The following is a 25,606-nucleotide window of genomic DNA, read 5'->3' as shown; positions in this document are numbered from 1 at the left end:
TAGAATTCCTCGGATCACTGGCTGCTGACACGTCCAGTATACGCGGATTCTCTGCCGTTTGTACATCGCATCGATTAACTACCTACCCTTGTAAGGAGAGGGGGCTGGGGGGTGAGGGCATGTCCTTGGTTTTCAATCCAATGAATGAGTAATATAGCCTTTTGACTTTTGACTTTTGCCCTTTGACTTTTGCCTCATCCTTCATCCTTCATCATTTCGCTGGGTGTTGGCTGAATAAAGCGTTGCTGCACATTCTTGCGGGTGAGGCCGATGCCTGCAATCGAGCAAAGCAAGCTGATCAAGACTAAAACAAGCACGAGGCGCAAGGCCCATGGGTTGGGCGGGGTTTTGGCTTCGCTTGGCTGGCTATGACGTGGGGGAAACAACACTTTGGGCGGGGCTAGCAAGCGCAATAATTCAGCGCGGGCTGCATCGCCAAGCTCGCCGCTTGGGTCGGCAAACGATACTTGCTCAAAATGGGCTTTGGCTTGTTCACGATCGTTTAATTCGGCATACAATCGCCCACGCTCAACCAGCGCCGCCAAATCAGCCTGATCGGCAGCGAGTAATTGATTCAAAATCCGGATTGCGCTGGCATAATCGCCACGCAAGCGGGCAGATTGGGCAGTTTCGAGCTTCATCATTTAAAAAAGCGCTGTGGTTTTTAGCCACAGCGCTGCTTGTAAGCAAACGAGCAATTAGAATTCGATCAAGGTGCGCAAGGTATCGACTGAGCTGCGAACCAACTCTGCTGATTTGGCCATCAAAGCCTTTTCGTCGTCGCTCAATGGCAATTCGAGAATCTTTTCTACGCCACCAGCGCCCAAGACCACTGGCACGCCGAAGTAGAGATCGTTGATGCCATATTCGCCTTCGAGGTAGGCTGCTGCTGGCAAAACGCGTTTCTTATCCTTCAAGATGGCTTCAACCATTTGGACGGTTGCAGCTGCTGGAGCATAGTAGGCTGAGCCAGTTTTGAGCAAGGAAACGATTTCGCCGCCGCCCTTTTTGGTGCGTTCGACAATTTCGTTCAAGCGTTCGGCGCTGATGAATTCGGTTACTGGAATGCCCGAAACTGTGGTGTAGCGTGGCAATGGAACCATTTCATCGCCGTGGCCGCCCATCAACATGGCTTGAATGTCTTCAACTGAAACATTCAATTCTTGGGCCAAGAAGGTGCGATAGCGCGCTGCATCCAACACGCCGCCTTGACCCATCACCCGTTCTTTGGGGAAGCCTGAGGCAACCCGGGCGAGGTAGGTCATCGTGTCCATTGGGTTGTTGACTACAATGATGCAAGCGTTTGGTGAGGTTTTGGCCACTTTTTCGATATTCGATTTGGTAATTTCAGCGTTGATTTTGAGCAAATCTTCGCGGGTCATGCCAGGTTTGCGGGGCGCACCTGAGGTCAAAATCACCACATCTGAATCGGTGGTTTCTTCATAGCTGTTGGTGCCGATTACGCTAACATCAAAGCCTTCGACTGGCCCTGATTGGAGTAAATCCAAGCCCTTGCCTTGAGGAATGCCCTCAACAATATCGACTAAAACAACATCGGCGAGTTCCTTGCTTGCCAACCAGTGTGCACAGGTTGAGCCAACGAACCCAGCGCCGATGATGGTTACTTTCTTACGATTAGCCACACATGCCTCCAAATATAAAGCTGTGGTTACGATTCAAGTGTCGGAGATGCGTCTACGACCCATCTCTCACGCTTGCTCCTTAACCGATTTTTTATTTAACCACGAAGGACACGAAGCGCACGAAGGTTTATTTGGCACAGATTTTTAGATTGATCATTTGGATTAAAGATCCTGATCCCTAACCTCCGACCCCTGATCCCGATTCGTGTTCTTCGCGCTCTTCGCGGTTATGGGTATTTATGCTTCAAGTGTTGCGAGCACGCTGCCTGCTTCGATGCTCTTGCCGACCTCGCCATTCAGTGTAGCAATTGTCCCAGCTCGTGGCGTTGCGATTTCGTTCTCCATCTTCATTGCTTCGACGACAAACACCACTTGACCGGCCTCGACGGTTGCGCCGACGCTGGTTTTAATCGCCACAATTGTACCTTGAATTGGGCAAATCACTGCATTCGGATCGCTCGCTACTTCGCGCTTTTTGTTGGCGCTCCGTCGCGTTGGCGCGGCGGCCTTGGTGTTGGCAACTGGCGCATTCAAGCCTTCGCCAGCAACTCGCACTGTAAAGCGCCGTCCGTTGACCTCGACCGCCAATTCGCGGCTTGGTTGCTCAGCGGCTGACTCGGCAGCGCTTGGCGTTGCGCTTGGCAATTGCTTGAGTTTTGCTTCCAAATAGCGTGGAATAAAGCTCACCGTCACATCGCCATGCTCAAAGGCTGGCTCGGCCAAAGCCAATTTATGAAACGGAATCACCGTAGTAATGCCTTCGATGGTGTAATCGTTGAGCGCACGCCGCATCCGTTGCAAGGCCTCGCTGCGGGTTGCACCCCACGTCACCAATTTGGCCAGCATCGAATCATAATATGGCGGAATGACTGTGCCTTGCTCAACCCCAGCATCAACCCGCACGCCATAGCCTTTTGGCTCGCTGTAGGTGCTAATCGTGCCAAGCGCAGGCCGAAAACCAGCTACCGCATCTTCGGCATTGATTCGGCATTGAATTGAGTGGCCGCGCAACTGAATTTCTTCTTGGCTGAACCAGAGCTTTTCGCCTTGAGCGATCCGAATTTGGGCTTGCACCAAATCGATGCCCGTCACCATTTCGGTCACAGTATGCTCAACTTGAATCCGCGTGTTCATTTCGAGGAAATAAAATTGGCCATCGGGAGCAAGCAAAAACTCCAATGTACCAGCGCCAACATACTTGGTTTCGCGGCACAAACGCAAGGCGCATTCGCCCATGGCGCTACGCAATTCAGGTGAAACTGCTGGCGAAGGCGTTTCTTCAATCAATTTTTGGTGACGACGTTGCACCGAGCAATCGCGTTCGCCGAGATAGACCACATTGCCATATTGGTCAGCTAGCACTTGAATTTCAATGTGGCGGGGATCAAGCACATATTTTTCAACAAATAATTCGCCATTTTTGAAGGCTGCTTCGGCCTCACGGCGCGCGCTTTCAAAGGCAAATTCAACTTCTTCGGCGCTATAGGCGACTTTCAAGCCGCGCCCGCCGCCGCCTGCACTGGCCTTGATGGCAATCGGGTAGCCATATTCTTCGCCAAGGCGCAAGGCTTCGGCAACAGTTTCGACCGCTTCGGTTGTGCCTGGCACGAGCGGCACATGGGCGCGCAAAGCCACTTGACGAGCGTGAATCTTCCCGCCCATCAAATCCATGGCATCAGCGGTTGGCCCAATAAAGGCAATTCCCGCTGCATCGCAGTTGCGCACAAAATCGGTATTTTCCGAGAGAAAGCCGTAGCCAGGGTGAACCGCGCCAGCGCCACTGCGCCGCGCCACATCGAGGATGGTTTCGGTTTGCAAATAACTTTGAACTGCTGGCGGGGGGCCGATCAAAAACGCATCGTCAGCATAACGAACGTGGAGCGCATCGCGATCCGCTTCTGAATAGACGGCGACGGTGCGTAAACCTAATTCCTTGCATGCCCGCATCACGCGCAGGGCAATCTCGCCACGATTGGCGACCAGCACTGTATCGAAACTCATATGCCGTTGCAACTCCATTGTGCTATGGCAAGTCTTTAATCATTGCCGTATGCGAAATTAGAGCCCCGTAATGCCGTAAAAACCGCCAGCTGCGCGGCGGCGCAGGCGTTCGATGGTGGCCCAGCGTGGTTGAATTCCAGTGCGCGCTGGGCGTAGGCCTTGGCGTGAAAGTTTGGCTGAGGCATGCCACGTATTAGCCGCGATTGCAATCGCAGGCTCGGCTTCGGCAGCGGCCAAAACGCTCACGACGGCCACACTGAGTGCCGCTAGTTCTTCATCGCTAGGCATTGTTGCGCTTGTCACAATCATCTTCATAGGGCTATTATACTGCACTCGGCGGACGCTGCCAATATACATCCAATGGCACAGGCTTTGCGTTGAAGTAATCAGAGCAAGTAAAAAATAGCGAAATAAGGAGTCTCTGATGAACAGCAAAGTTTTGCGCTTTGCCAATGTTGCGGCGATTATTTCCACAATTATTGTCAACGCTTTGGCCAATATCCTGCCGTTCAATGGCCTTGATACTGGCTCGATCTCCGATGGCTTTCCGGTGCGCTTTGTACCTGCTGGCTATGTGTTCAGCATTTGGGGCTTGATTTATTTGGGCCTCAGCGCGTTTGCAATCTACCAAGCGCTGCCCAAGCAGGCCAATAATCCTGCTGTGGCCAAAATTGGCTGGTGGTTTGTGGCTTCGTGTGCGTTTAATTGTAGTTGGCTTTTTGCCTGGCACTATTTGCAATTCCCCCTCACAATCGTATTAATCGTTGGCTTGCTGGTGTCGTTGATTACGATTTACCGCCGTTTGAGCAGCCTGCGCGCCAATGCTAGCACCGCTGATCGCTGGTTGATTCACACGCCGTTTTCTATCTATTTGGGTTGGGCAACGGTCGCAACCATCGCCAATGCCACAATTGCGCTTTATGATGCTGGCTGGCGCGGCGGCCCGCTCAGCGATTCAGTTTGGACAGTGATTTTGCTGGCAATTGGGGTCTGTTTGGCAGCCTTCATCACCTTGCGCCAACGCGACGTTGCCTATGATGCAGTATTGTTGTGGGCATTCATCGGGATTGCGGTCAAACAAGCAGATTTTCCGGTGGTGATGGGTGCTGCAATTGTTGCGGCTATGGCAATTGCGGTGTTGATTGTGCTAGCGGTGATTCGTAAATTGCCAACGCAAGGTCGTAAAGCACTGGCCTAATTGAAACCACGAAGAACACGAAGAGCACGAAGAAATCTTTGCATGAAGATCCTTCGTGCTCTTTGCGATCTTAGCGGTTCCTAGCTCTTTGGCAAATCCAAATCGCTGAGCCGCACGGTTTTGCGGGTGCCAAATTTGATTGTTTTTTGGCCTGCTGAGGTCATTTGACCATTCTGTTGCAAGTTTTCGATTTCTTGCTGCATGGTTTGGGCGAGGTCGGTTTCGCCTTGATTGAGCAAGCGCGTAACCGCGCCTTGCAACTTTTGGGTGGCCGCGCCAATGTTGCCCTCGGCCAAATCTTCTAAGGCGCGGGTTTGTAGCTTGTGGGCGCTGACTTTTTCGACAATGTTCATCACTTGCGGCACGACGGCAGTTGCTTGAGTTGGGTCGGCCACAAAATTCAACATCACATCGTAGCGGGCTTTTTCGCCCACAATTTGCATTTGGGGAATATCGTAATTGACTTCGATTTGGCCCAGCCGATATTGGCCAGCCTGCTTGGGATCAACCAGCATTTCGATCAACACCATGCGATGTTCGTCTTTGGAAACGTCGCCAAGGCTCACGCCAACCGCCCGATCGCTAATTGGGCGATAGGCTAATTGCTGAATTAATGGCGTTACCTGCCAGAGCGCCCGTGGCTCAACGCCCTGCACGAAGCGCAAGGTCAAAGCGGCGTTTTGCACCACTGCCGATTGGGCTTGCTGCACCGCACCTTGGAAGAACGACGCAATATCGTTGGGATTGCTGAAATACTCGGCGACCCCGCCCGAACGATTGGCCATTTCGATCAACAGATCTTCGTTCCAATCGTCGCCAACCCCAAGCGCGGTTAGGGGCACGTTGGCCTTGCCAATTTCTTCGGCCAAGCGCAAACAATCGCGTTCGCCCTCGGTTTGGCCGTCGGTCAGCAAAATAATGCGGCTAATCGTATTGGCATTTTGGCTACGGCGCACTTCGTTTAAGGCTGCTTCAAGCGCAGGCGCGATTTTCGTGCCGCCTGCATCCTTGATTTTGCCAACTTCTGCTTGAAGCGCGGCCACGTTATGCACTGGCTGGGCACTGATAATGGTTTCGCGGCGATGATCGAAAATCACCACCGAAACAATATCTTGTGGACCCATCAGGCCCAAGGCACGTTGGGTGGCTTCGCGCACACAGCGCATTTTATCGCCCTTCATCGAGCCGCTATGGTCGAGCACGAAGCCCACATTGACCGGCATTTGAACGTGGGCAACCGCTGGCGTTGCCGTAATATCCAGCAGCAAATAGACAACCTGCTGGGTTGGGAGCGCTGGCAACGCCGGACGAGCCAACGTACCAGTCAATTGAACTTCACCAGCCATGGTGATCTCCTTATAGAGAACAGAGAACAAAGAGCATAGAACATAGATTAATGGTTTATTGGATGCATGCCCTCACCCCCAGCCCCTCTCCCACTGGACGCGGGCGAGGGGAGTACGAATCGTGTGGTTCCCCCTCGCCCGTCGAACGGGAGAGGGGGCTAGGGCATCACACTATCGTTAACGTAATCAACCAATACACATAGGCATACGTTTAATATGTTCTATGCTCTATGCTCTTTGTTCTGCTTTAATCTTCGAGTTTTTGGGTCAGTTTGCGGGTGGCGTAGCGCAGGGCTTTTTGATCGGCAGCATCAATTTGGCCACCAGCCTCAAGCTGTTGGGCGCTTTGCTCCATCGTTTGGGCCAACTCGGTTTCGCCCAAATCGAGCAAGCGCGTTGCTGCAGCCCGCAGTTTTTGGGTTGCGCTGCCAATATTGCCCGCCTCGGCCTCGGAAAGTGCCCGCGTTTGCAATTTGAAGGCGGTAACTTTTTCGACCGTGTTCATAATTGGCGGATTAACCACGCTGGCCTTGGGATCGATGCTGAAGCTCAATGGAATGTCGATTTTGAGCTTGGCTTCTTTGATGCCCAGCACTGGCGCATCGTATTGCAATTCTGCTTGGGCGATGCGAAATGTGCCTGCTTCACGCTCTGGCAGCATCAAATCGACCAAGACGCTTGCGCCGTCGCCAGCGATTTCGCCGATACTGACGGTAACTTCGCGCTCGCCAATTGGCTTATAACCAAGGTTCGAGATGCTTGGCTGCACACGATAGACCGCTCGTGGTGTGACCCCGGGCAACAAGCGCAGCAACAAACGCGCATTGACCACGGTGGTGGTTTGGGCGCTTTGCAAGGTTTGTTGGAAATATTTGCCAATTTGGCTGGGGTCGGCAATATAATCCGATTCACCGTTAGATGCGGCGGCCAAATCGTCGAGCAAAGCTTCGTTCCATTCGGTGCCCAAGCCCAGCGCTGTGATTGAAACGCCGAGGTCGCCAATTTGCTTGGCAATCGCGCGGCAGGTATCTTCGTCGCCCCAAGTTTGGCCGTCGGTCAAGAGCAAAACCCGCCCAACCCGATCGGCGGTTTGGAATTTTTGCAACTCGGCGAGGCCTGCTTGCAAGCCCAACGACATTGCCGTGCCACCTTGTTCGCTGATCGATTCGATCGCGTTTTGCAAGGCTGGCAGATCGTCGGCCAAACGGGCTGGCACCAACACTTCGAGCGCATCATCAAACAGCACAATGCTGACCGCATCGATTGGCCGCAAATTGGCCACGATTTCGCGCACAGCTTCGCGCAAATGTTGAATTTTATCGCCAGCCATTGAGCCAGAGCGATCAAGCACCAAACAGAAATTGAGTGGCGGAGCCGCTTGGACAGTTGGCACATGCTCGGGCTTGGCCTGAATCAAAACATAATTTACTTGGCTTGTGCCGCTTGGCAATGGCTCGCGGCTCCAAACTGCTGAAAGTGCTACAGGTTCAGTCATTATTTGGTCCTCAACTTAGTGTTCTACGCTTGGAATGCTATCAAAACGTACCACGACCACGCTAATGTTATCTTCGCCGCCGCCAGCATTGCCCGCTTCAATCAAGGCATCGCAAAGGTCGGCGGGGTTGGCATGTTCAGCGAATAGCTCGGCCATTTTGGGGTCGCGCACCATCTCCCACATCCCGTCGGAGCAGAGAAACAGCGCATCGTTTGGCTGCAATTGCACCTCAAAGGTGTCGGTGCCAGGGTCGCCGCTATCGCCAAGCGATTTGAGAATTGCATTGCGTTGCGGGTGATTGTAAATATCATCAGGATCAAGCTGGCCAATATCAATCAGGCGTTGCACCAACGAGTGATCTTTGCTGATGCGCTGCAATTTGCCATCGCGATAGAGATAGGTGCGGCTATCGCCAACATTGCCCACAATCGCCCGATCGCCGACCACAACGGCCATCGTCAGGGTTGTGCCCATGTCGTTTTTGCGGCGCACGCTTTCTTCATAAACCGCTTGATTGGCTTGAAACGCCGCTTGTTTGACCAAATCGGCCAAATGTTTGCTCGAAACTGGGCCATTGTGCAATTGCGGGTCAAGCAAAGTTGTGACAAGCGTTTGGGCCGTAGTTGTGATGGCCAGACCGCTGGCAACCTCGCCGCCTTCGTGCCCGCCCATGCCATCAGCCACCACATACAAGCCAACATTGACTGGTTTGGCATCCCAGTTCAGGCGCAAATCCCAGGTCAGCACGCTATCTTCGTTGTGGTCGCGAATCATGCCAACATCGGTGGCATAGCCTGTGCGCACCCGCAAGCTGATTGGCGTGGCTTGTTCGGCCAATAAGGTTTCGAGAGCTTGGGCCAAAATGCTGGCATCGTTGATGCGTTTGGCCCGCAGATCGCTCAAAATTGTGGCAAACCCGCTATCGAGCGGCGAAGGATTGTTGGCATCGTCGAGGCGACGGGTATGGCGCTGAATGCCAGCCATTTTTTCGAGCACTAAGCCCAATTGCTCAACATCATCAAGCTGATCTTCTTTGCCTTGCGAGCGGCGAATTGCGCCAGCATCAGCGAGCTTAATTTCGCGCTTGTTGGTCAAGGCCAAATCGGCCAAGGTTACTTGGCCCAAGGCTAAACCATTGCGGTGCAAATAGGCCAACGCGCGCGAAACCTGAATTCCAATCTCAATGGCATCGGTTTGATCAACAAAGGTATTTGGCTCGCTGAGTAAGGTATCGAAGCGCACAAGGCTGGTGCCATCGGGCAGCACCGCAAAGCGTGAATCTTCGCCCACAAAAACCTCGCGCACAGTTGGCAGCACCGAGCGAGCGGGATCGTCTGGTAAATCATCGAGCAAGGCTGCGCCTATTGGCTGGGCGGCGGGAGTTTCTTGCAACAGAGCAGTTTGTTCTTCGACCTGCGACCCACACTCCTCGCAAAACTGATCGTTCGCTTGCAGGGCCGCCCCACAGCGAGCGCAATGATCCCATGGTTCCAGCAGCGCAACCCGATAAACGCGCAGGGTTGGCGTATCGGTCAACAAGGCGGTTACCCGATACACATCCTTCAAAATCGTGCCAATTGCAAAAGGTTCGTTCTCCTCTGAAAGGTTGGCAGGATTGAGGGGTTGGGTTCCACCAGTCATTGGTTCAGTCGGCTCAGACACAGGTCAACTCCTCTGAATAGGTCTAGAACAACAAAAAATTCCTTGTTCTTGGACGAATAAGCTTATCCGAATGTTTCTGATTATCGTTCTTCTGTCAATCTTCTGGTTGCATAGCGCAAGATTTTGGTTTGCTCAGGGTCAATTTGGCCAGTTTCTTGGAGTGTTTGTTGGGCTGCGGCGGCTTGTTCGGCCAATTCATGCTCGCCTAAATCGACTAATCGAGTTACTGCCGCTTGCAATTGGCGAGTCGCTCCCGCTTGATCACCTTGGGCTGCTTGCTCAAGCGCTTTGTTTTGCAAGCGCCATGCCGTCACCCGCTCCAAAATTGCCACAATCTCTGGGTTGAGCGCTTGGTCAGCCCGTGGATGATATTCGATCACAACATCACGATTGATTGGCTCCAAGCTTTGGCCTTGCGGATCGTCGGCCTGCAACGAAAGCCGCAACAAGCGATAAATATTTGGCACATGGTTAGGGATGCGCAGTTCGAGCAGCCAAGCTGCTTTGGCTCGTTGTTCGATTGAGCCTAAGCTTAAACTCCCCGATCCAGCCTCGAACTCGGGAATTGGCACGTCGCCCAAGGCTGGCCGAATGCGCAAAATCCGTCTGATTTGCACATCGTGGGCCAAACGTAAATCAAGCCGCGCCTTTTGGGCAATAATTGCATGCGCTCGGCCAAATTCAAGGTCAAGCAAATTGGGCAAGTCGCTGGGGTCGGTGATAAAGCTCGATTGACCGCCGCTCTGATCAGCAAAACTCATCAACAATTGCTCTTGAAACTCGACTCCCAAGCCAATTGTCGAGACGGGAATTGAACGGGCTGCCAGATGACGGGCATAGGCCAACGCTTGCTCATCATCTTCAACAAAGCCATCGGTGAGCAGCACAATTCGTTGCGAAAGGCCAGTGCTGGGCATGCTATCGAGCAGCTCAATCGTGTTGCGCAAGCCTGGAGCCAACCGCGTGCTGCGCCCAAGATCGCCACGTTCGAGGATGGCGACCGCGCCTTCAAGCCGCACCACATCGCTTGGCGATTTGGCTTTGAGCACGGCATGGGCTTTTTCAGCAAAGCCAATAATCGTAAGCTGATCATCGGCATTCAGCCGCTCAGCAGCTCCGCGCACTGCTTGACCAAGCCAACGGCTGGGGCTTTGTGCTCGTCGCCGCACTTCATCCATCAAATCGTCGCGAATTTTCCAAACTGGCACGCCATCGAGCATCACTTCGTGGGCGGCTCCACGGCGCATTAATTCGCGAAACAGCGTGCTATCGGCAATTGGCACGCGCATCGAAGGCGAACAATCGACCAACAAGACACAATGCACCGGAATGCGTTGATTGGCCTTGCCTTGGCCAAGCACTTCGGCCAACACATACAACACTTGCTCGCCGGTGTTGGCGGGTACGCTACTGCGCGAAAGGGTGAGCCTGAGATCTAAGCTCGTCATAGGCTTACTCGATTTCTAAACATTGCCGAAGCTTGGCAAAATCTGCTGGATCGCCACTGGTCAGCCATTCGATGCTGCCTGCTTCGCTTTGGGAATTAAGCAGATCATCGGCGGCCAGCAGGCGTTGGGTTTGGCGCGCCACTGCTGCCCCAGTATCAAGCAAGGCAATGTTTGGCCCAGCAACCTCGGCAATCAAGGGGCGCAAAAATGGATAATGGGTGCAGCCCAACACAATCGTATCAGCGCCTGCCTTGAGCAATGGCTCAACATAGCGCGCCACAGCATCGCGCGTTGTGGCACTTTGCAATTCGCCAGCTTCAATTAATTCAACTAAGCCAGGGCATGCCTGTGGCACAACCTGAACATCGCCTGCATAACGGGCAATCAAGCGCTGAAATCGTTCACCTGCGACCGTGGCTTGGGTGGCCATCACGCCAACTACGCCTGTTTTGGTTTGGGCAATTGCTGGTTTAATGCCTGGCTCCATGCCGACAAAGCGAATACTAAACTGTTCGCGTAAATAATCAACGGCATGCAGGGTTGCAGTGTTGCAGGCTACGACAATAATTTTAACCTCGCGTTCGAGCAAAATATGAGTAACGCGCTCGGCCAAGGCCACAATTTCGGCGTGCGAACGCCCGCCATACGGGCAATTGCCAGTGTCAGCGTAATAGATAATATGTTCATTTGGCAAGAGCGCGCGCACATCGCGCAAGGTCGATAAGCCGCCAACACCTGAATCGAACATGCCAATTGGTCGCTGTTTCATGCCTGAATCGCCTCGTTGCGGTTGGCGCGGGCAGCCTCAACAAAGGCCGAAAAAATCGCTTGCCAGCGCAAATCTTCGCCGAGCACCAGTTCTTCTGGGTGGCATTGCACGCCGACAACCCAAGGCCGTTGCGGATCTTCGACTGCTTCGATCAGGCCATCATCCGACCAACCAACTGCTTGCAGCTCAGCACCTAAATCTTTGACTCCTTGGTGGTGCATGGTGTTGACCGCAAACGGCGTTGTGCCAAGCAATTCGGCCAATTTAGAATCGTCGCTGAGGCGCAGTTCGTGGGCTGGCAAATCGCGTTGTTGGCGTGCAAACGACTCGTCGTGGTTGAGCTTGGGCTGGTACTGCGAGGGTAAATCTTGGTAGAGCGTGCCGCCATAGGCCACATTCAACAACTGAAAACCGCGACAAATTGCAAAAACTGGCTTGTGATAGTGCTTGGCCCACGCCAACAGCTGCATCTCAACCCGATCTTGCTCGCGGTTGACCGTCCCAAGCGCTGGGTGTGGCTCTTCGCTATAGTAGGCTGGGTCGAGATCAACGCCGCCTGCGAATAATAATCCATCGACAGCCTGAAACGCCGCAAATAACGCCGCCTCTTGCTCCACCAACGGAATCAAAAGCGGCACGCCACCAGCAGCCTCAACTGCGCGAATATAGGTTTGGTTGTTGCCATGAGCGAGAGGGTAGGGATGAGGACGGGCATAGGTTGCGCACGGTATCCCAATAATCGGCAAGCGTGATGGCATAGGACACTCCTTGATTGTGTTGCTCTTGCCATTCTAGCACGACCGCAAAAAAGCTGACGATTATGGGACGCTGATAACCAGATTACGCCCGGAGTTTTTGGCCCGATATAAGGCTTGATCGGCCTGGTCGTGCAGCGTATGCGCATCCCAATTGTTGTTGAGGGTCGCCACGCCAATGCTTACCGTAATATGGCCTTGGCCAAAAAGATGCTCGGCAGTGCAGGTGCGCAGGCGTTCGGCCAATAACACTGCGCCTTCTTGGTCGGTTTTCGGCAGAATGATGGTAAATTCTTCGCCGCCATTGCGCGAAACAATATCAACATCACGCACATTATCGCAAACCAAGCGTGCGAAATCACGTAACAATACATTACCAACCAAGTGGCCATATTTATCGTTATATTGCTTGAAATAATCAATCTCCAAGGCTAATAATGATAATGGATACTCATAACGATAGGATAAGGCAACTTCACGATCAAGCATGGTGATGAAATGGCGTTGATTAAATAAACCAGTCAAGCCATCAGTTATTGCTAATTGCTGCGTAATTGTATACAGATGCGCATTTTCAATTGCAATTGCCGCCTGCGTTGCAAAAATTTCGAGCACTTGCACCGATTCAAACGATGGCTTGCGCCGATCGCGCGGGTCATCAACTGAGAGAATGCTAATTAAATTATTATCTGAATCGTACAACGGCACAAACAACGCATCATCTTGATGCCATTCATGCGGTCTTCGTTCGCCCAAATCAGCGCGATAGGTATCATCGCTGTTGCCCCAAATTGCTGTATAGCTGGTATGGCTGTGGGGAATATAATAGGAGCGACTAATGCGAAATTCCTCGCGCATCACGCTGCGATACCAATTAATTTCTACTAATTGATCACGTAATTCAAACCAGCGTTCATCGGGCACACCAGCCACTGCTCGCCGCCGCATAAAGCTTGGTCGTTCTTGATCGACTAAACTGAGCAAGGCAATATTAAAACCTAAGCTGGCTTGAATCGCCCGCACAATTTCGGGCAGCAAATCATTTAAATTGAGGTTGGCGCTTAATGCTTGGCTAATGCGTAACACTTCATTGAGTTGTTGTGATCGTTGCGCCAACAAAGCTTGTTGTTCAACTGCCTGTTGATGAATATGGGCATTATGAATCGAAAGCGCTGCATGATCAGCAATTTGGCTGACAAAACGGGTTGTATCCTGATTAAATGTACCAACCCGATCACTTTCCAGAATCATCACGCCTAAAACTTTGCCACTATGGACAATTGGCACCGTCATTTGGCTTAATGTGGTTGGTCGTGAATTAACATAATAGCCAGAATTGCGAATATCAGCAGTCCAATCGGGCTGGCCAGTGCGGGCAACTAAGCCAGCAATCCCGCGATCAATTGGCCAGCCCTCGAATTGAAAGCGCCGAATTTCAGCAGGATAGCCCTGAATCGCCCGAATATACAAGCGTTGCTGCTCGGGATCAAGCAAACACACCATGCCAGCCTCAGCGTGCATGATTGGCTGAATGCGGTCGAGCAATCGGTTGAGAATCGTATCGACATCGAGGGTTTCGTTTAAATCGCGGATGGTTGCTTCGAGGGTTTCGAGTTGAGCCACGCGAGCTTGGAGCTGTTGATCAACCGCTGCAAAGCGTTTGGCGTGGGCAATTGCCACCGCTGCCTGATCAGCGATCATACTCAAAATTTGTTCGTCGTGGGAAGAATAGGCCTCAACTCGTTCGACTGATTGAACGCTAATGACCCCAAGGACCTGCTCGCCAAGCACAATTGGAACCCCTAAAAATGATTGCACAGGCTGGCCAACAATAATCGGCGCAACCGTAGCATTGTGATCATGGTCGTTAATGCGGAGAGGCCGCCGATGCTGCAAAATCCATTCGGTGAGGCCATCGGCATAGGGTCGTGAGGGCCACGAAACCCGTTGGCCGTTTTCGACCGCCAAGGCAAACTCAATCAATTGCAACTCAGGCGAGTATAACGCCAAATAAAACTGGCGGGTATCCATTAATCGCGATGTTTGACTATAAATCTCCTCAAGCACCGTATCCAATTCCAAGGCTTGATTAATCGCATGGCGAATCTCGTGGAGCGCATGCAACTCGGTAATCATGCGTCGAATTCGCAAAGGATTGGCTTGAAAGTGAGTTCGTTGCCGCGAAGAAAGCCGTAGCACGGGTCGTCGCTTGGTCATGTCGCGTCCAGGTCGTTTTGTGCGATTAGTAAACACCGTTGTGGCCTATTATAACAGCTTGATTTTCTGCTTGTCTATGAATGTCCATCGGCGATCGCAGCTCTTCTCATGGCTGTATTGTAGCCTACCATGCAAGTGCCTAAGCTGCTTGGCTTGGCAGCGTTACGTGGCTAAAGCAGGCTTCATACCACTGGTTGCGGCCCAAAAATCGGCAACGATTGGCTTTTGACCAAGTGTAGTAGCACTATTGATTAAAGCTTTTAATTACTATGGCCTATTGTACACTAGGTCACGTAGTACATTCGCGTGCTTAAGACAGTACCAAAGTCATAACCCATGTGGTGAGTTTGCTTGCTGACATAGGGCCGCTCTAGTAGCCAAATAAATCGTGGTATACTGCCCGACGTATGAGTACTGATGGTTCTACAACCGAAGATGACCCACAGCAAGCGGAATTACCTCTGATTGGCTAGACCAGTGAGCGGGAATTCCCGCTCGTTGTGTGTTTGCCACATGGAGGTGTCCGATGACCAAAATCCTCGATATTCGGCCAACCTTAGATGACGTGCGGGCTGCGCTCGATGCTGGCGCAATCGACCAAGCAAGTCAACTGGTTGCCAACCTACACGCTGCCGATGCAGCAGCGATCCTCGATGAACTCGAATCCGATGAGCTGTACGAAGTGTTTGCCCGCCTCAACCTTGAGCATGGTGCAGATGTTTTAATTGAGCTTGATACCGATTCGCAAGTGGAGCTTGCCGAAACCCTCACCAGCGATCAGCTTTCCGATTTGCTTGAGCAAATGGAGCCAGATGATGCAGCTGATGTCTTGGTTGAGCTAGAGCCAGCCCAAATTGCCGCCACCCTGGCCGCGATGGACCCAGAAGATTCTGACGATGTACGTCAACTGATGGCGCACGACGAGGAGAGCGCCGGCGGTTTGATGACCCCGCATGTCGTGACCTTGCGCGATCGATTAAGCACCCAACAGGCAATCGAATTGCTGCGTGGTTTGCAGCCAGAAGATGAGTCGGTCTACTATTTGTATGTGGTCGATGCCAACGATGCCTTGGTTGGCGTGGTCAGTTTGCGCTCGTTGGTCATGGCTCCGGCCCAAACCCAGCTCAGCGATATTATGGATCGTAACGTGATTACCGCCAGCGTTGAAACCGACCAAGAAGAATGTGCGCGCTTGCTTGCTCGTTACGACTTGTTGGCCTTGCCCGTGGTTGATGCGCAACGGCGGATTGTCGGGGCGGTTACTGCCGACGATATTATCGACGTAATCGAAGAAGAAGCTACAGAAGATATGTATCGTTTGGCCAACCTGCCGCAAGACGAAGATGTTGAAGATTCGTTGTTTCGCTCATCGCGGCGGCGCTTATTTTGGTTGTTTGTCAATTTGCCAACGGCCATTTTGGCGGCTTGGGTGGTGAGCAACTTCGATGGTACGGTCGAAAAAGTGACGGCGCTGGTGCCATTTATGCCAATTATCGCTGGCATGGGCGGTAACGCAGGCATTCAGACCTTGACCTTGATTGTGCGTTCGATTGCGTTGGGCGAAGTGGCAACTGGCCAAGGATTTCGCGCCTTAGGCCGCGAGGTTGGCATTGGAGCAATTAATGGGGTTGCATTTGGTAGTGCAATTGGCCTGCTTGGCTGGTTGTGGCAGGGCAATCCAATGTTGGGAGTGGTTGCAGGCTGTGCGATGTTGCTGAATTTGGTATCGGCGGCAATTGCTGGTACGGTTGTGCCTTTGACGCTGAAGCTGTTTCGGGTTGACCCAGCTTTGGCCTCGGGTGTGATTGTGACCACCGTGACCGATGTAACTGGCTATAGCTGCTTGCTTGGCTTAGCTACAATCTTAATTCGCTATTTAATCTAGGAGCGTCTATGCCTACTGATAACGACCCGCCAGACCAGTAGAACGGCACGAGTTGCAAGATCAATTGCCTCGTGCCGTTCGTGTTTTTAGGGCCTTATTGGGTTGGCACTAAGAACTGCGCCGAACACCACCCCTCAACTTGGGTCTGAACCTCGCGGACTTGGAACCACAAAATTCCATCAATATTTTGCTCGGAGAGCTTGGTTAATTGAGTTCCCTCAGGCATCGTTTTCACGATATTGCCACCAGGCTGATCGCGTAGGAACAAGCCATCGACACCAGTGCCAGTGACCGCAAAGACTGGGCCTTCGCTGGGAATTGTTCCGTTATCGGGCGGAATCAAGCCCTCTGGAGTGGGTGATGGCCCAACGACAATTTCCGAAGTTGGTTGGTTAGGCAGATTCAAGCCTTGGTTGCCATTGGGATCTTCAGTTTTGCCAGGCCGATTCGAATATAAGATGAAGATGATCAGCACAATCACCACAACCGTGGCGATTACGACATAGCGATAGCCACCTTTGCTGAGCCACGAGGCGACACCTTGGGTATTGAATGTGTCGATTGGGCTAGTGCGGCTGGTGTTAACGCGGCGGCGCTCTGAGCGCCAATCATTGTTAACCATGCCTTGCCACGACTGATCATCTTTGCGTAACTCGGCTGGGTCAATCCGACGGGTAGGGGCGGTTGGGCTGGTTTCGTCATCTTGACGGTCATAGGGACGAAAGCGGTTTTGGCTCATCGCCGTCATCCTTTCATCGCTGCAACTACTCTAGGTCGCTTTTCTAGTGCCTATTATCAATGAAGTTTGGTGTTTGGGCAAGAAGCAGCATACTATAAGGATGCAGGTAAAAGGCAAAGGTCAAAAGGCAAAGGTCAAAAGGCAAAAACTTACGGCCAATAGAATAGCCATCACTTCTCTGCGCCTCTGCGTTAAAAAATAAGCTATTGACCACAGTCAAATGCCGATAGCCTATAGCCTTCAGCCTATAGCCTTAGCTTGGTACTCTTCGTGCTCTTCGTGGTTAAAAACTTAAATAGGAGCAACCATCATGCGGTATCGCAAACTAGGCCGAACTGGACTCAAAGTTTCTGAATTGTGTTTGGGCACAATGACCTTTGGCTGGAGTGTCGAGGAGCCAGAATCGTTTGCCATTATGAGCCAAGCGCTTGATGCGGGCATTAACTTCTTCGATACTGCCGATGTCTATTCGCGTTGGGACCCGCGCTCGTATGCAGGCAAAACTGAGGAAATCATCGGGCGCTGGCTGGCCGAAGATGCAAGTCGGCGCGATAAAGTTGTGTTGGCAACCAAAGTGCGCGGCCAAATGGGCGACCAACCAAACGACCAAGGGCTTTCGCGCAAGCACATTATTGCGGCGGTCGATGCTAGCTTGCGACGTTTGCAAACCGATTACATCGATCTCTACCAAACCCACTTTCCCGATGGCGAAGTGCCAATCGAAGAAACCCTGCGCGCGCTTGATGACTTGGTGCGAGCTGGCAAAGTGCGCTACATTGGCTGCTCGAATTACCGCGCATGGCAATTGATGGAAGCCCTTTGGACCAGCGATAAACTGAATCTCGCCCGCTACGATTCGTTGCAACCGCATTATCATTTGCTCAATCGCGAAGAATTTGAGCGCGAACTGCAACCAGTGTGTTTGAAATATGGCGTTGGCGTAATAGTCTATAGCCCATTGGCTGGCGGCTTGTTGACTGGCAAGTTTCGGCGGGGGCAGCCAATTCCTGAGGGCACGCGGGTTGCTGAACGTGGTCGTGACGACAAACGCTTAGGCGAGCCACTATGGAAATTGATCGATCAGCTCGAAGTGTTAGCCGAAAAGCATCAGAAAACCATTCCCCAACTGGCAGTTGCTTGGGTCACTGGCGCACCAGCAATTACCTCGGCAATTATTGGCGCAACCAGCAGCGCCCAACTGCAAGACACCTTGGGCGCTGCCGAATTTGAACTAAGTGCCGAAGATCGGGCAACTTTAGACAACCTAAGTGCTTGGGAGAACGTCTAAGTAGCATTCGGATGGCCGACGTGGCTGCATCGTAAGCTTGGTTTTTACTGAGAACCGTTGCCAAGGCGTAGGGGCAATGATACAATACCACGGGCAACTACATCGCATCTTCCATTTCGAAGGAGTCTGATCGCGATGAACTCTCCCGTACTCGTCCTCAACCATAATTACGAGCCACTCAATATCTGCTCTGCACGCCGTGCCTTGATGCTTGTGTTGGGTGGTAAAGCCGAAGTGTTGGAACACAACCACGCCGTGTTGCACACGACCAACGACACGATTGCTTGTCCGTCGGTCATACGATTGGGCCATATGATTCGTCGTCCCTTGCCAAACGTCAAGCTTTCTCGCCGTGAAATTTTCCGTCGCGATCACTACACCTGCCAATACTGCAACCGGATCAGTGCTGATCTCACGCTTGACCATGTGTTGCCCCGTCACCGCGGCGGCGCACATAGCTGGGAAAATCTGGTAAGCGCCTGCCGCACGTGCAATCATCGTAAGGGTGGGCGTACTCCTGAGGAGGCACGAATGCGCTTAATTCGGCCACCCTTTCGCCCGTTTGCAAGCCCATACTATTTAATCGAACGCCGGATGCATGGGCTCGGTCTTGAAGAATGGCGTAAATTTCTGCCTGCGTCCTTTCAAACAGTGGAGGACGATCAATAAGGAGTTTTGGTATGTTACAGCGCATTGCAGTGGTCGATGATTCGAGTGAATTTCAACAGTTAATTGATGTGATGTTGCAATACCTTGGAATTCGCGAAATTCACCACTGGGCTTCGAGCCTCGAAGCGTTGCCAAAATTGATCCAAAATCCGCCAGAACTCCTGATTCTTGATGTGATGATGTCGGGGATGGATGGGTTGAATGTGTGGCGTGAGTTACGAGCTCAGCCCACCACCAAAAGCTTGCCAGTGATCGTCTGCACTGCCGCAATTAATAGTATTGTGCATCAAGAAGCCCAGCTCAATGCTGACCCATTAACCGTGATTTTACCCAAACCATTTACGCTTGATGAATTGCGCCATGCGATGAGTCGGGTCGCGCCACTTTGGCAAGTGGTGGTCTAACGACAAAAAGCCGTAGTTAATTTGGCCTAAAAATGCGAATTAGCGCACTGTAATGCTGTTTCTGCTTGCATAGCATCGGTGGGTACGCTATAATACTTTCGCATTTTACGCCATTATTCTTTAGCAATTCGCCCAAATCCACGATCGTCATTCAGTGATCGACACGGATTATCAGATGCGCTGGATGCACAGCGCAGGGAGGAGCGGCATGGCTCTCACCACGATCCAAGCACTCTACGATGAAGCACGGTCTGCTCTCGAAACAGGGAAGGAGGAGCGTGCCATAGGTGCGAGTGAGCATCTGCTTGAATCGTTTCCCTATTATCTTGAAGCGTACCGTATCCTCGGCGAATCGTATCTCAACCGCCAAGATTTAGCCAAAGCCGTCGAAGCTTTTGAACGGGTCTTACGTTCTGACCCCGAAAATATCCCTGTCCATGTTGGCTTGGGGGTAACCTACGAGCGCCAAGGCAATCTCGCAGCGGCTATCCGCGAATTTGAGCAAGCTTTTGAAATTAAGCCCGATTTGCCCGAGTTGCGTTCGCAAGTCTTGCGTTTGTATACCGAAGCATGGGGCAGCGAAAACGCTCGCATTCTGCTGAAAAAAGCGGGCCTTGGGCGCATGTACGTGCGCGGACGACGCTTCGATAAGGCGATTCAAGAATTTAACGATGTTCTGGCCGATGATCCCAAACGGGTTGATATTGCAGTTGCGCTCGCCGAAGCACTCTGGCGCAATGGCCAAGAGGCCGAGGCCGCCGAAGTCGCCAGCGATATTCTGCGCGACTATCCCGATATGCTCAAAGCCAATCTGATTTTGGGCTATCACCTGTTGTCCGCCGGCGATCCCAAGGGCCGTACGTTGTGGCAACATGCCCAGCAACTCGACCCCAGCCAAGGCGTGGCCTATGCCTTGTTCGATGGAATGCTCCCCCCAGTTGAAGCCCCCGATACCAAAATTGAAGCCTTTGACGAAGCTGCTTGGAAGGCCAAAAAGGCCGATAAAGAACGACTTGCCCGCGAAGCAGTCGAACAAGCTGAACGCGCTGAACGCGAGCGTTTGGCCGCCGAACAAGCAAGCAAAGCGCCTGCCGCCTCATGGCTGGCCGAAGTCGAAGCCGAACCAGTCGCGGTTGGGGTTGCTGCCCACGGCGATGACGATTTCTTGCGCAGTTTGTTGTTTGGCGATTTTGGGGCCGCGCCTGCTAGCCCACCCGCCCAAACCACCAGCGCCGAACCAGCCTACGATGTCGATTTCAATCTCGACGATTTGGGCTTGGATATTCAACCATTCTCGCTTGATGAGGTCGATGAAACCGACCCATTCAGCAACAAAGCCCCAACTCCTGCCATCGAACCAGTGCTTACGCCAGTTATGCCCGAACCAGAACCCGTGGCGGCGAATACTACTGATCCTGATGATTTTGAGTTGCCAAGCGATCTCACGCCATTCAGTTTTGGCGATTGGGACGAAAGCGACATCGATGATATTCCAGGCATTGGCTCGGATACTGGTAAGCTGCCAGAACAATTGCAGCCATTCTCCTTGGAAAACTTCGACGATGTGCAACCTGAAACCAATACCAAAGCCCAAGATGATGATGTCGTGCTGCCAAATACGCTCAAGCCGTTCTCACTCGATGAACTGAGTTTCGACGAAATCGACACGCCATCAGAGCCAAGCATGCCATTTAGCCGTGATTTACCGCGCTATCCCGATAGCGAGGAAGAATCAACCGGCTTTAGCTGGCAACAACCACGCTCACGCTCACGCTCGATCTTTGGCGCACAACCTGAGCCAGAGTTCAATCAAGACGAAGCCGATGATGCTGGCATCTTCAATCGCATGGTGATCAAGAAGCAAACTCAAACTTTGCCACCATTGGTCGAGCCAGTCTACGATCCAAGCGATTCAGACGATGAAGCGATGAACTTCTTCTCGAATGATAACGTCGATTTGCGCAATTATGATGAGCATGATTTGCACACGGCAGATACCGAGCCTGCAATCACGCCATTTTCATTAACTGATTTGGGCTTAGATGCAGGCGAAATTGCCGATTACAACGCAATGGGCAACCTCGACCAACCGCAAATCCAAGCCGATGAAGAATTGGAAATCAAACCATTCTCGTTGGCTGAGCTTGGGCTGAGCGACGATGAGATTGCGCAGTTGCAAGCCAGCGACGATAGCGCCTTGCCAACCGATCCAACCAACGACGAATCAGGCTTAACCCCGTTCTCGTTGAATGAATTTGGCTTCGATGCTCCCGCCGCTAGCGATGAACAAGCATTTAGCTTCGATGAGCCAAATATCACCCCATTCTCGCTTGACGATTTGGGGCTTGATGCTGATGAGCAAGCGCTCTACTCAGGCGAGTTCAACCAAACCCCTGTGGCTGAACCTACGCCAAAGGTTGAAGAAGAGCCAAATATGACTCCCTTCTCCTTGACCGATTTGGGCCTCGATGCTGACGAAATTGCGCAATTCGAAGCCATGAATCAAGCTCCAGCCGCCGATGATGAATTCAATTTCGATGGCGGTTTGCAGCCGTTCTCACTCGATGATTTGGGCTTCGATCAAGAGCCACAAGCCTACGAGGAGCCAGTGCGCGAGCTAAGCGATAGCTCACAACCGTTCTCGTTGAATGATATTGGCTTGTCGGCTGAAGAAATTGCTGCCATCGAGCAAGCTGGCCAAAATCAAAGTGATGACCCAATTTTCGATAACCTGTTGGGCATTGGTCAACACCAAGGCTATGTCGATTTGACCGACATCATCAATCAATTTGATGATCCAGAATCGCAAACCGAGGAAATCGACCGCATCGCGTTGGCCTTACACGATAATGGCATCCAAATTCGCGATGGCGATGAAGTTATCAATATGGACGAGGAGTTCTCTGGTGACGAGGCCGATGGCTACGAAACCGAAGAACCACTTGCCAACTTCATTGCTGGCGATTTCGATCAGCCTGTGAGCTACAACCAACAATCAACTGATTTGGAGCCAGAAATGACTCCGTTCTCGTTGACTGACCTTGGCTTGAGCGCCGAAGAAATTGCGGAACTCAATGGCGAAAGCAGCGAAACCGCCGCAGAGCCAGCGCCATTCTCGTTCGATAATTTCGAATTGGATACGCCAACGACCAACGAAGCCGAGCCAGAAATGACTCCTTTCTCGTTGACCGATTTGGGCTTGAGCGCGGAAGAAATCGCCATGTTGAATGGCGAAACGGCAGAAACACCAGCCGAACCAGCACCATTCTCGTTCGATAATTTCGAATTGGATACGCCAACGACCAACGAAGCTGAGCCAGAAATGACTCCGTTCTCGTTGACGGATTTGGGCTTGAGCGCCGAAGAAATTGCGGAACTCAACGGCGAAAGCAGCGAAACTACTGCTGAAGAGCCAGCGCCATTCTCGTTCGATAACTTCGAATTGGATACGCCAACGACCAACGAAGCCGAGCCAGAAATGACTCCGTTCTCGTTGACCGATTTGGGCTTGAGTGCCGAAGAAATTGCGGAACTCAACGGCGACACAGCAGAAACGCCAGCCGAACCAGCACCATTCGCATTCGATAACTTCGAATTGGATACGCCAACGACGAACGAAGCCGAGCCAGAAATGACTCCGTTCTCGTTGACGGATTTGGGCTTGAGCGCTGAAGAAATTGCGATGCTCAACGGCGAAAGCAGTGAAACTACTGCTGAAGATCCAGCGCCATTCTCGTTCGATAATTTTGAACTGGATACGCCAACGACGAACGAAGCCGAGCCAGAAATGACTCCGTTCTCGTTGACGGATTTGGGCTTGAGCGCTGAAGAAATTGCGATGTTGAACGGCGACACGGCAGAAACGCCAGCCGAACCAGCACCATTCTCGTTCGATAACTTCGAATTGGATACGCCAGCGACGAACGAAGCCGAGCCAGAAATGACTCCATTCTCGTTGACGGATTTGGGCTTGAGCGCTGAAGAAATTGCGATGTTGAACGGCGACACGGCAGAAACGCCAGCCGAACCAGCACCATTCTCGTTCGATAACTTCGAATTGGATACGCCAACGACCAACGAAGCCGAGCCAGAAATGACTCCGTTCTCGTTGACGGATTTGGGCTTGAGCGCTGAAGAAATTGCGATGTTGAACGGTGACACGGCAGCAACGCCAGCCGCCGAGCCAGCGCCATTCTCGTTCGATAACTTCGAATTGGATACGCCAACGACGAACGAAGCCGAGCCAGAAATGACTCCGTTCTCGTTGACGGATTTGGGCTTGAGCGCCGAAGAAATTGCGATGTTGAACGGCGACACGGCAGAAACGCCAGCCGCCGAGCCAGCACCATTTTCATTCGACAATTTCGAACTGGATACGCCAACGACGAACGAAGCCGAGCCAGAAATGACTCCATTCTCGTTGAGCGACCTTGGCTTGAGCGATGAAGAAATCGCAATGTTGAATGGCGAAAGCAGCCAGCCTGCTGCCGAAGAGCCATCGCGCTTTGGGTTTGATAACTTTGAGTTTGAAGCACCAAGCAACACTACAACCAACGAAACCGAGCCAGAAATGACTCCGTTCTCGTTGAGCGACCTTGGCTTGAGCGACGACGAAATCGCCAGCTTGGAAGGCACTCCGAGCGAGCCTACAACTGAAATCGAAGCCGACGAGCCAGATATGTCGCCGTTTACCTTCGACCAATTGGGGCTAACCGATGAAGAAATTGCCGCCTTGGAAGGCACCGATGCGCCAGCAGTTGAAACAACGAGCGAGCTAGAGCCAGATCTCACGCCATTCTCGTTGGCCGACCTTGGCTTGAACGAAGAAGAAATTGCTTCCTTGCAACAAGGCGACGACGATCGCAGCTTGAAGCTTAGCGAAGAAGAATTGATGGGCATCGATTTTGCCTTGCCAAGCGCCGAGCCAGAACCAGAGCCAGAGCCAGTCGTTGCTGAAGTTCCCGCCGAGCCAGAGATGACCCCATTCTCGTGGGAAGATCTTGGCTTGAGTGAGGATGAAATTGCCTCGATTGAAGCTCCGGTCGAGCCAGTCGTTGAGGCTGCGCCAGCGGTAATTGCACCGGTTATCGTGCCAACTCAGCCAATTATTGCTGAAACGCCTGCACCAAAAGCTGAGCCAGAACCAGAGACCAAACGCGCACCGTTGTATCCAGTTTCGCCTCGACCACGCGAAGAAGATCAACGGCCACGCGATCGTTTATACAATGTCTCGCCACGGCCTGAGCCAAAACCAGTGACGGAAACGCCAGCGGTCGAAGCCCAGCCAGTGGTTGCCCAAACACCGCAGCCTAGCGCCAGCCCAGCTGTAACCAGCGGCAGTGCAGGTGGCGATGGTCCCGACTTTAGCGAATACTATCAACAACTCGAAGCTGATCCAAGCAACCATGGCTTGCGAATGGCCTTGGCGCGCATGATCAGCCAAACCGCCTCGGTCGATCAGGCATTGACCGAATACAAACGGCTGATTAAACAAAATCAACTGATGGATCAAGTAGTTGATGATTTGCAAGATCTGATTGAGTCGCACGATGACCCAGGCTTGCTCCAACGGCTGCACCGTGCCTTAGGTGATGCCTATTCTAAGCAAGGACGCTGGCGTGAAGCGATGGATGAGTATGGCTGGGTGCTAAATAAACCACGTCGTTAATGCACCAAGCGACTGAAGAAAGGCTAGACCGTATGCGTCATATCGTTGAGGACTTAATTCGGGTTGAAGGGGTTATCGGCAGCCTATTGGTAGGCCGCGATGGCTTGGTTATCGCCAGCACCTTGATCGAAGATGAAGATGCTGAAGTATTGGGCGCGATGTCGGCAGCAGTGTTTGGCGAAATTGATAAAGCAACCAAGCGCATTGGCATTGGCACGCTGGTTGATGCAATTATTGATGCAAAAGATGGTTCGATTCTGCTGCTCGAAGCGCGTGATGTCATCTTGGCAGTTGTAACTCAACGCATGGTCAACCTTGGCTTAGTCAAGATTGAAATGCGCCGCGCTGCCAAAAATATTAGTAAGGCTGTGCCAATCTAGGCCGAATTGCTTGCTTATTGCTCAGCGAGTCACCGTAGC

19 protein-coding genes are annotated in these 25,606 nt (G+C 52.2%); 7 read left to right on the top strand and 12 right to left on the bottom strand.

The features are described from left to right. Window positions 1–194: 194 nt before the first annotated feature. From JOD20_RS13805 to JOD20_RS13790, 4 genes are all read right to left on the bottom strand, one after another. On the bottom strand, window positions 195–644 hold the full coding sequence (locus tag JOD20_RS13805) for a tetratricopeptide repeat protein (RefSeq protein ID WP_204755824.1): 450 nt from the start codon (window positions 642–644) through the stop codon (window positions 195–197). 54 nt (window positions 645–698) lie between these two features. Next, window positions 699–1,643 carry a malate dehydrogenase gene (mdh, locus tag JOD20_RS13800; RefSeq protein WP_204755823.1) on the bottom strand — a complete coding sequence of 315 codons (945 nt, stop codon included), beginning with the start codon at window positions 1,641–1,643 and terminating at the stop codon, window positions 699–701. 237 nt (window positions 1,644–1,880) lie between these two features. Beyond that, complete coding sequence (gene accC, locus JOD20_RS13795; protein WP_204755822.1) at window positions 1,881–3,644, bottom strand: acetyl-CoA carboxylase biotin carboxylase subunit; 1,764 nt, start codon at window positions 3,642–3,644, stop codon at window positions 1,881–1,883. A gap of 57 nt (window positions 3,645–3,701) precedes the next feature. Next, window positions 3,702–3,947, bottom strand: coding sequence for a hypothetical protein (locus JOD20_RS13790; RefSeq protein ID WP_204755821.1), 246 nt, complete (start codon window positions 3,945–3,947; stop codon window positions 3,702–3,704). 121 nt (window positions 3,948–4,068) lie between these two features. On the opposite strand from JOD20_RS13790, the gene JOD20_RS13785 reads away from it, so the two are divergent. Next, window positions 4,069–4,842 carry a tryptophan-rich sensory protein gene (locus JOD20_RS13785; RefSeq protein WP_204755820.1) on the top strand — a complete coding sequence of 258 codons (774 nt, stop codon included), beginning with the start codon at window positions 4,069–4,071 and terminating at the stop codon, window positions 4,840–4,842. 80 nt (window positions 4,843–4,922) lie between these two features. Here JOD20_RS13785 and JOD20_RS13780 read toward each other — a convergent pair whose 3' ends face one another. From JOD20_RS13780 to JOD20_RS13750, 7 genes are all read right to left on the bottom strand, one after another. Further along, entirely contained in the window at window positions 4,923–6,188 is a 1,266-nt protein-coding gene (locus tag JOD20_RS13780) for a vWA domain-containing protein (protein ID WP_204755819.1), read from the bottom strand. Between the two features lie 247 nt (window positions 6,189–6,435). Beyond that, on the bottom strand, window positions 6,436–7,683 hold the full coding sequence (locus JOD20_RS13775) for a vWA domain-containing protein (RefSeq protein WP_204755818.1): 1,248 nt from the start codon (window positions 7,681–7,683) through the stop codon (window positions 6,436–6,438). Between the two features lie 15 nt (window positions 7,684–7,698). Beyond that, window positions 7,699–9,345, bottom strand: a complete 1,647-nt coding sequence (locus JOD20_RS26885; RefSeq protein ID WP_204755817.1) for a protein phosphatase 2C domain-containing protein — start codon at window positions 9,343–9,345, stop codon at window positions 7,699–7,701. 80 nt (window positions 9,346–9,425) lie between these two features. Further along, window positions 9,426–10,793 (bottom strand): VWA domain-containing protein, encoded by a 1,368-nt coding sequence (locus JOD20_RS13765; RefSeq protein ID WP_204755816.1) that lies wholly within the window; start codon window positions 10,791–10,793, stop codon window positions 9,426–9,428. Between the two features lie 4 nt (window positions 10,794–10,797). Then, window positions 10,798–11,562 carry a glutamate racemase gene (murI, locus tag JOD20_RS13760; protein ID WP_204755815.1) on the bottom strand — a complete coding sequence of 255 codons (765 nt, stop codon included), beginning with the start codon at window positions 11,560–11,562 and terminating at the stop codon, window positions 10,798–10,800. Next, a complete protein-coding gene (locus JOD20_RS13755; protein WP_204755814.1) occupies window positions 11,559–12,320 on the bottom strand; it encodes a gamma-glutamyl-gamma-aminobutyrate hydrolase family protein in 762 nt (253 codons plus the stop codon). The genes murI and JOD20_RS13755 overlap by 4 nt, the downstream gene beginning before the upstream one ends. A 60-nt stretch (window positions 12,321–12,380) precedes the next feature. After that, window positions 12,381–14,534, bottom strand: coding sequence for a diguanylate cyclase (locus JOD20_RS13750; protein WP_204755813.1), 2,154 nt, complete (start codon window positions 14,532–14,534; stop codon window positions 12,381–12,383). A 526-nt stretch (window positions 14,535–15,060) separates the two neighbouring features. Between JOD20_RS13750 and mgtE the strand changes: the two genes are divergently transcribed. Beyond that, the gene (gene mgtE / locus JOD20_RS13745) at window positions 15,061–16,419 is read left to right on the top strand and encodes a magnesium transporter (RefSeq protein ID WP_204755812.1); all 1,359 of its coding nucleotides are present in this window, start codon (window positions 15,061–15,063) and stop codon (window positions 16,417–16,419) included. A gap of 94 nt (window positions 16,420–16,513) precedes the next feature. Here mgtE and JOD20_RS13740 read toward each other — a convergent pair whose 3' ends face one another. Further along, entirely contained in the window at window positions 16,514–17,158 is a 645-nt protein-coding gene (locus JOD20_RS13740) for an SH3 domain-containing protein (RefSeq protein WP_204755811.1), read from the bottom strand. Window positions 17,159–17,468: 310 nt separating this feature from the next. Here JOD20_RS13740 and JOD20_RS13735 point away from each other — a divergent pair, with 310 nt between their 5' ends. From JOD20_RS13735 to JOD20_RS13715, 5 genes are all read left to right on the top strand, one after another. After that, a complete protein-coding gene (locus JOD20_RS13735) occupies window positions 17,469–18,446 on the top strand; it encodes an aldo/keto reductase (RefSeq protein ID WP_204755810.1) in 978 nt (325 codons plus the stop codon). A 135-nt stretch (window positions 18,447–18,581) separates the two neighbouring features. Next, on the top strand, window positions 18,582–19,115 hold the full coding sequence (locus tag JOD20_RS13730; RefSeq protein ID WP_054534795.1) for an HNH endonuclease: 534 nt from the start codon (window positions 18,582–18,584) through the stop codon (window positions 19,113–19,115). A gap of 11 nt (window positions 19,116–19,126) precedes the next feature. Beyond that, entirely contained in the window at window positions 19,127–19,519 is a 393-nt protein-coding gene (locus tag JOD20_RS13725; RefSeq protein WP_204755809.1) for a response regulator, read from the top strand. Window positions 19,520–19,727: 208 nt separating this feature from the next. Then, window positions 19,728–25,187 carry a tetratricopeptide repeat protein gene (locus JOD20_RS13720; RefSeq protein WP_204755808.1) on the top strand — a complete coding sequence of 1,820 codons (5,460 nt, stop codon included), beginning with the start codon at window positions 19,728–19,730 and terminating at the stop codon, window positions 25,185–25,187. A gap of 32 nt (window positions 25,188–25,219) precedes the next feature. Continuing rightward, on the top strand, window positions 25,220–25,567 hold the full coding sequence (locus tag JOD20_RS13715; protein ID WP_054534792.1) for a roadblock/LC7 domain-containing protein: 348 nt from the start codon (window positions 25,220–25,222) through the stop codon (window positions 25,565–25,567). The last annotated feature ends 39 nt before the right edge of the window (window positions 25,568–25,606 follow it).

Source organism: Herpetosiphon giganteus (assembly GCF_016907925.1).
Classification (GTDB): Bacteria; Chloroflexota; Chloroflexia; order Chloroflexales; family Herpetosiphonaceae; genus Herpetosiphon; species Herpetosiphon giganteus.
This window is presented reverse-complemented; position numbering and strand designations above follow the sequence as displayed.

Bases quoted from the DNA above. Each gene is read 5' to 3' on its own strand.
- JOD20_RS13715 (WP_054534792.1), top strand. From the start codon at position 25,220: ATGCGTCATATCGTTGAGGACTTAATTCGGGTTGAAGGGGTTATCGGC.
- JOD20_RS13730 (WP_054534795.1), top strand. From the start codon at position 18,582: ATGAACTCTCCCGTACTCGTCCTCAACCATAATTACGAGCCACTCAAT.
- JOD20_RS13725 (WP_204755809.1), top strand. From the start codon at position 19,127: ATGTTACAGCGCATTGCAGTGGTCGATGATTCGAGTGAATTTCAACAG.
- JOD20_RS13750 (WP_204755813.1), bottom strand. From the start codon at position 14,534: ATGACCAAGCGACGACCCGTGCTACGGCTTTCTTCGCGGCAACGAACT.
- JOD20_RS13765 (WP_204755816.1), bottom strand. From the start codon at position 10,793: ATGACGAGCTTAGATCTCAGGCTCACCCTTTCGCGCAGTAGCGTACCC.
- JOD20_RS13775 (WP_204755818.1), bottom strand. From the start codon at position 7,683: ATGACTGAACCTGTAGCACTTTCAGCAGTTTGGAGCCGCGAGCCATTG.
- JOD20_RS13785 (WP_204755820.1), top strand. From the start codon at position 4,069: ATGAACAGCAAAGTTTTGCGCTTTGCCAATGTTGCGGCGATTATTTCC.
- accC (WP_204755822.1), bottom strand. From the start codon at position 3,644: ATGAGTTTCGATACAGTGCTGGTCGCCAATCGTGGCGAGATTGCCCTG.
- JOD20_RS13755 (WP_204755814.1), bottom strand. From the start codon at position 12,320: ATGCCATCACGCTTGCCGATTATTGGGATACCGTGCGCAACCTATGCC.
- murI (WP_204755815.1), bottom strand. From the start codon at position 11,562: ATGAAACAGCGACCAATTGGCATGTTCGATTCAGGTGTTGGCGGCTTA.
- mgtE (WP_204755812.1), top strand. From the start codon at position 15,061: ATGACCAAAATCCTCGATATTCGGCCAACCTTAGATGACGTGCGGGCT.
- JOD20_RS13780 (WP_204755819.1), bottom strand. From the start codon at position 6,188: ATGGCTGGTGAAGTTCAATTGACTGGTACGTTGGCTCGTCCGGCGTTG.
- JOD20_RS13805 (WP_204755824.1), bottom strand. From the start codon at position 644: ATGATGAAGCTCGAAACTGCCCAATCTGCCCGCTTGCGTGGCGATTAT.
- JOD20_RS13720 (WP_204755808.1), top strand. From the start codon at position 19,728: ATGGCTCTCACCACGATCCAAGCACTCTACGATGAAGCACGGTCTGCT.
- JOD20_RS13740 (WP_204755811.1), bottom strand. From the start codon at position 17,158: ATGAGCCAAAACCGCTTTCGTCCCTATGACCGTCAAGATGACGAAACC.
- JOD20_RS13735 (WP_204755810.1), top strand. From the start codon at position 17,469: ATGCGGTATCGCAAACTAGGCCGAACTGGACTCAAAGTTTCTGAATTG.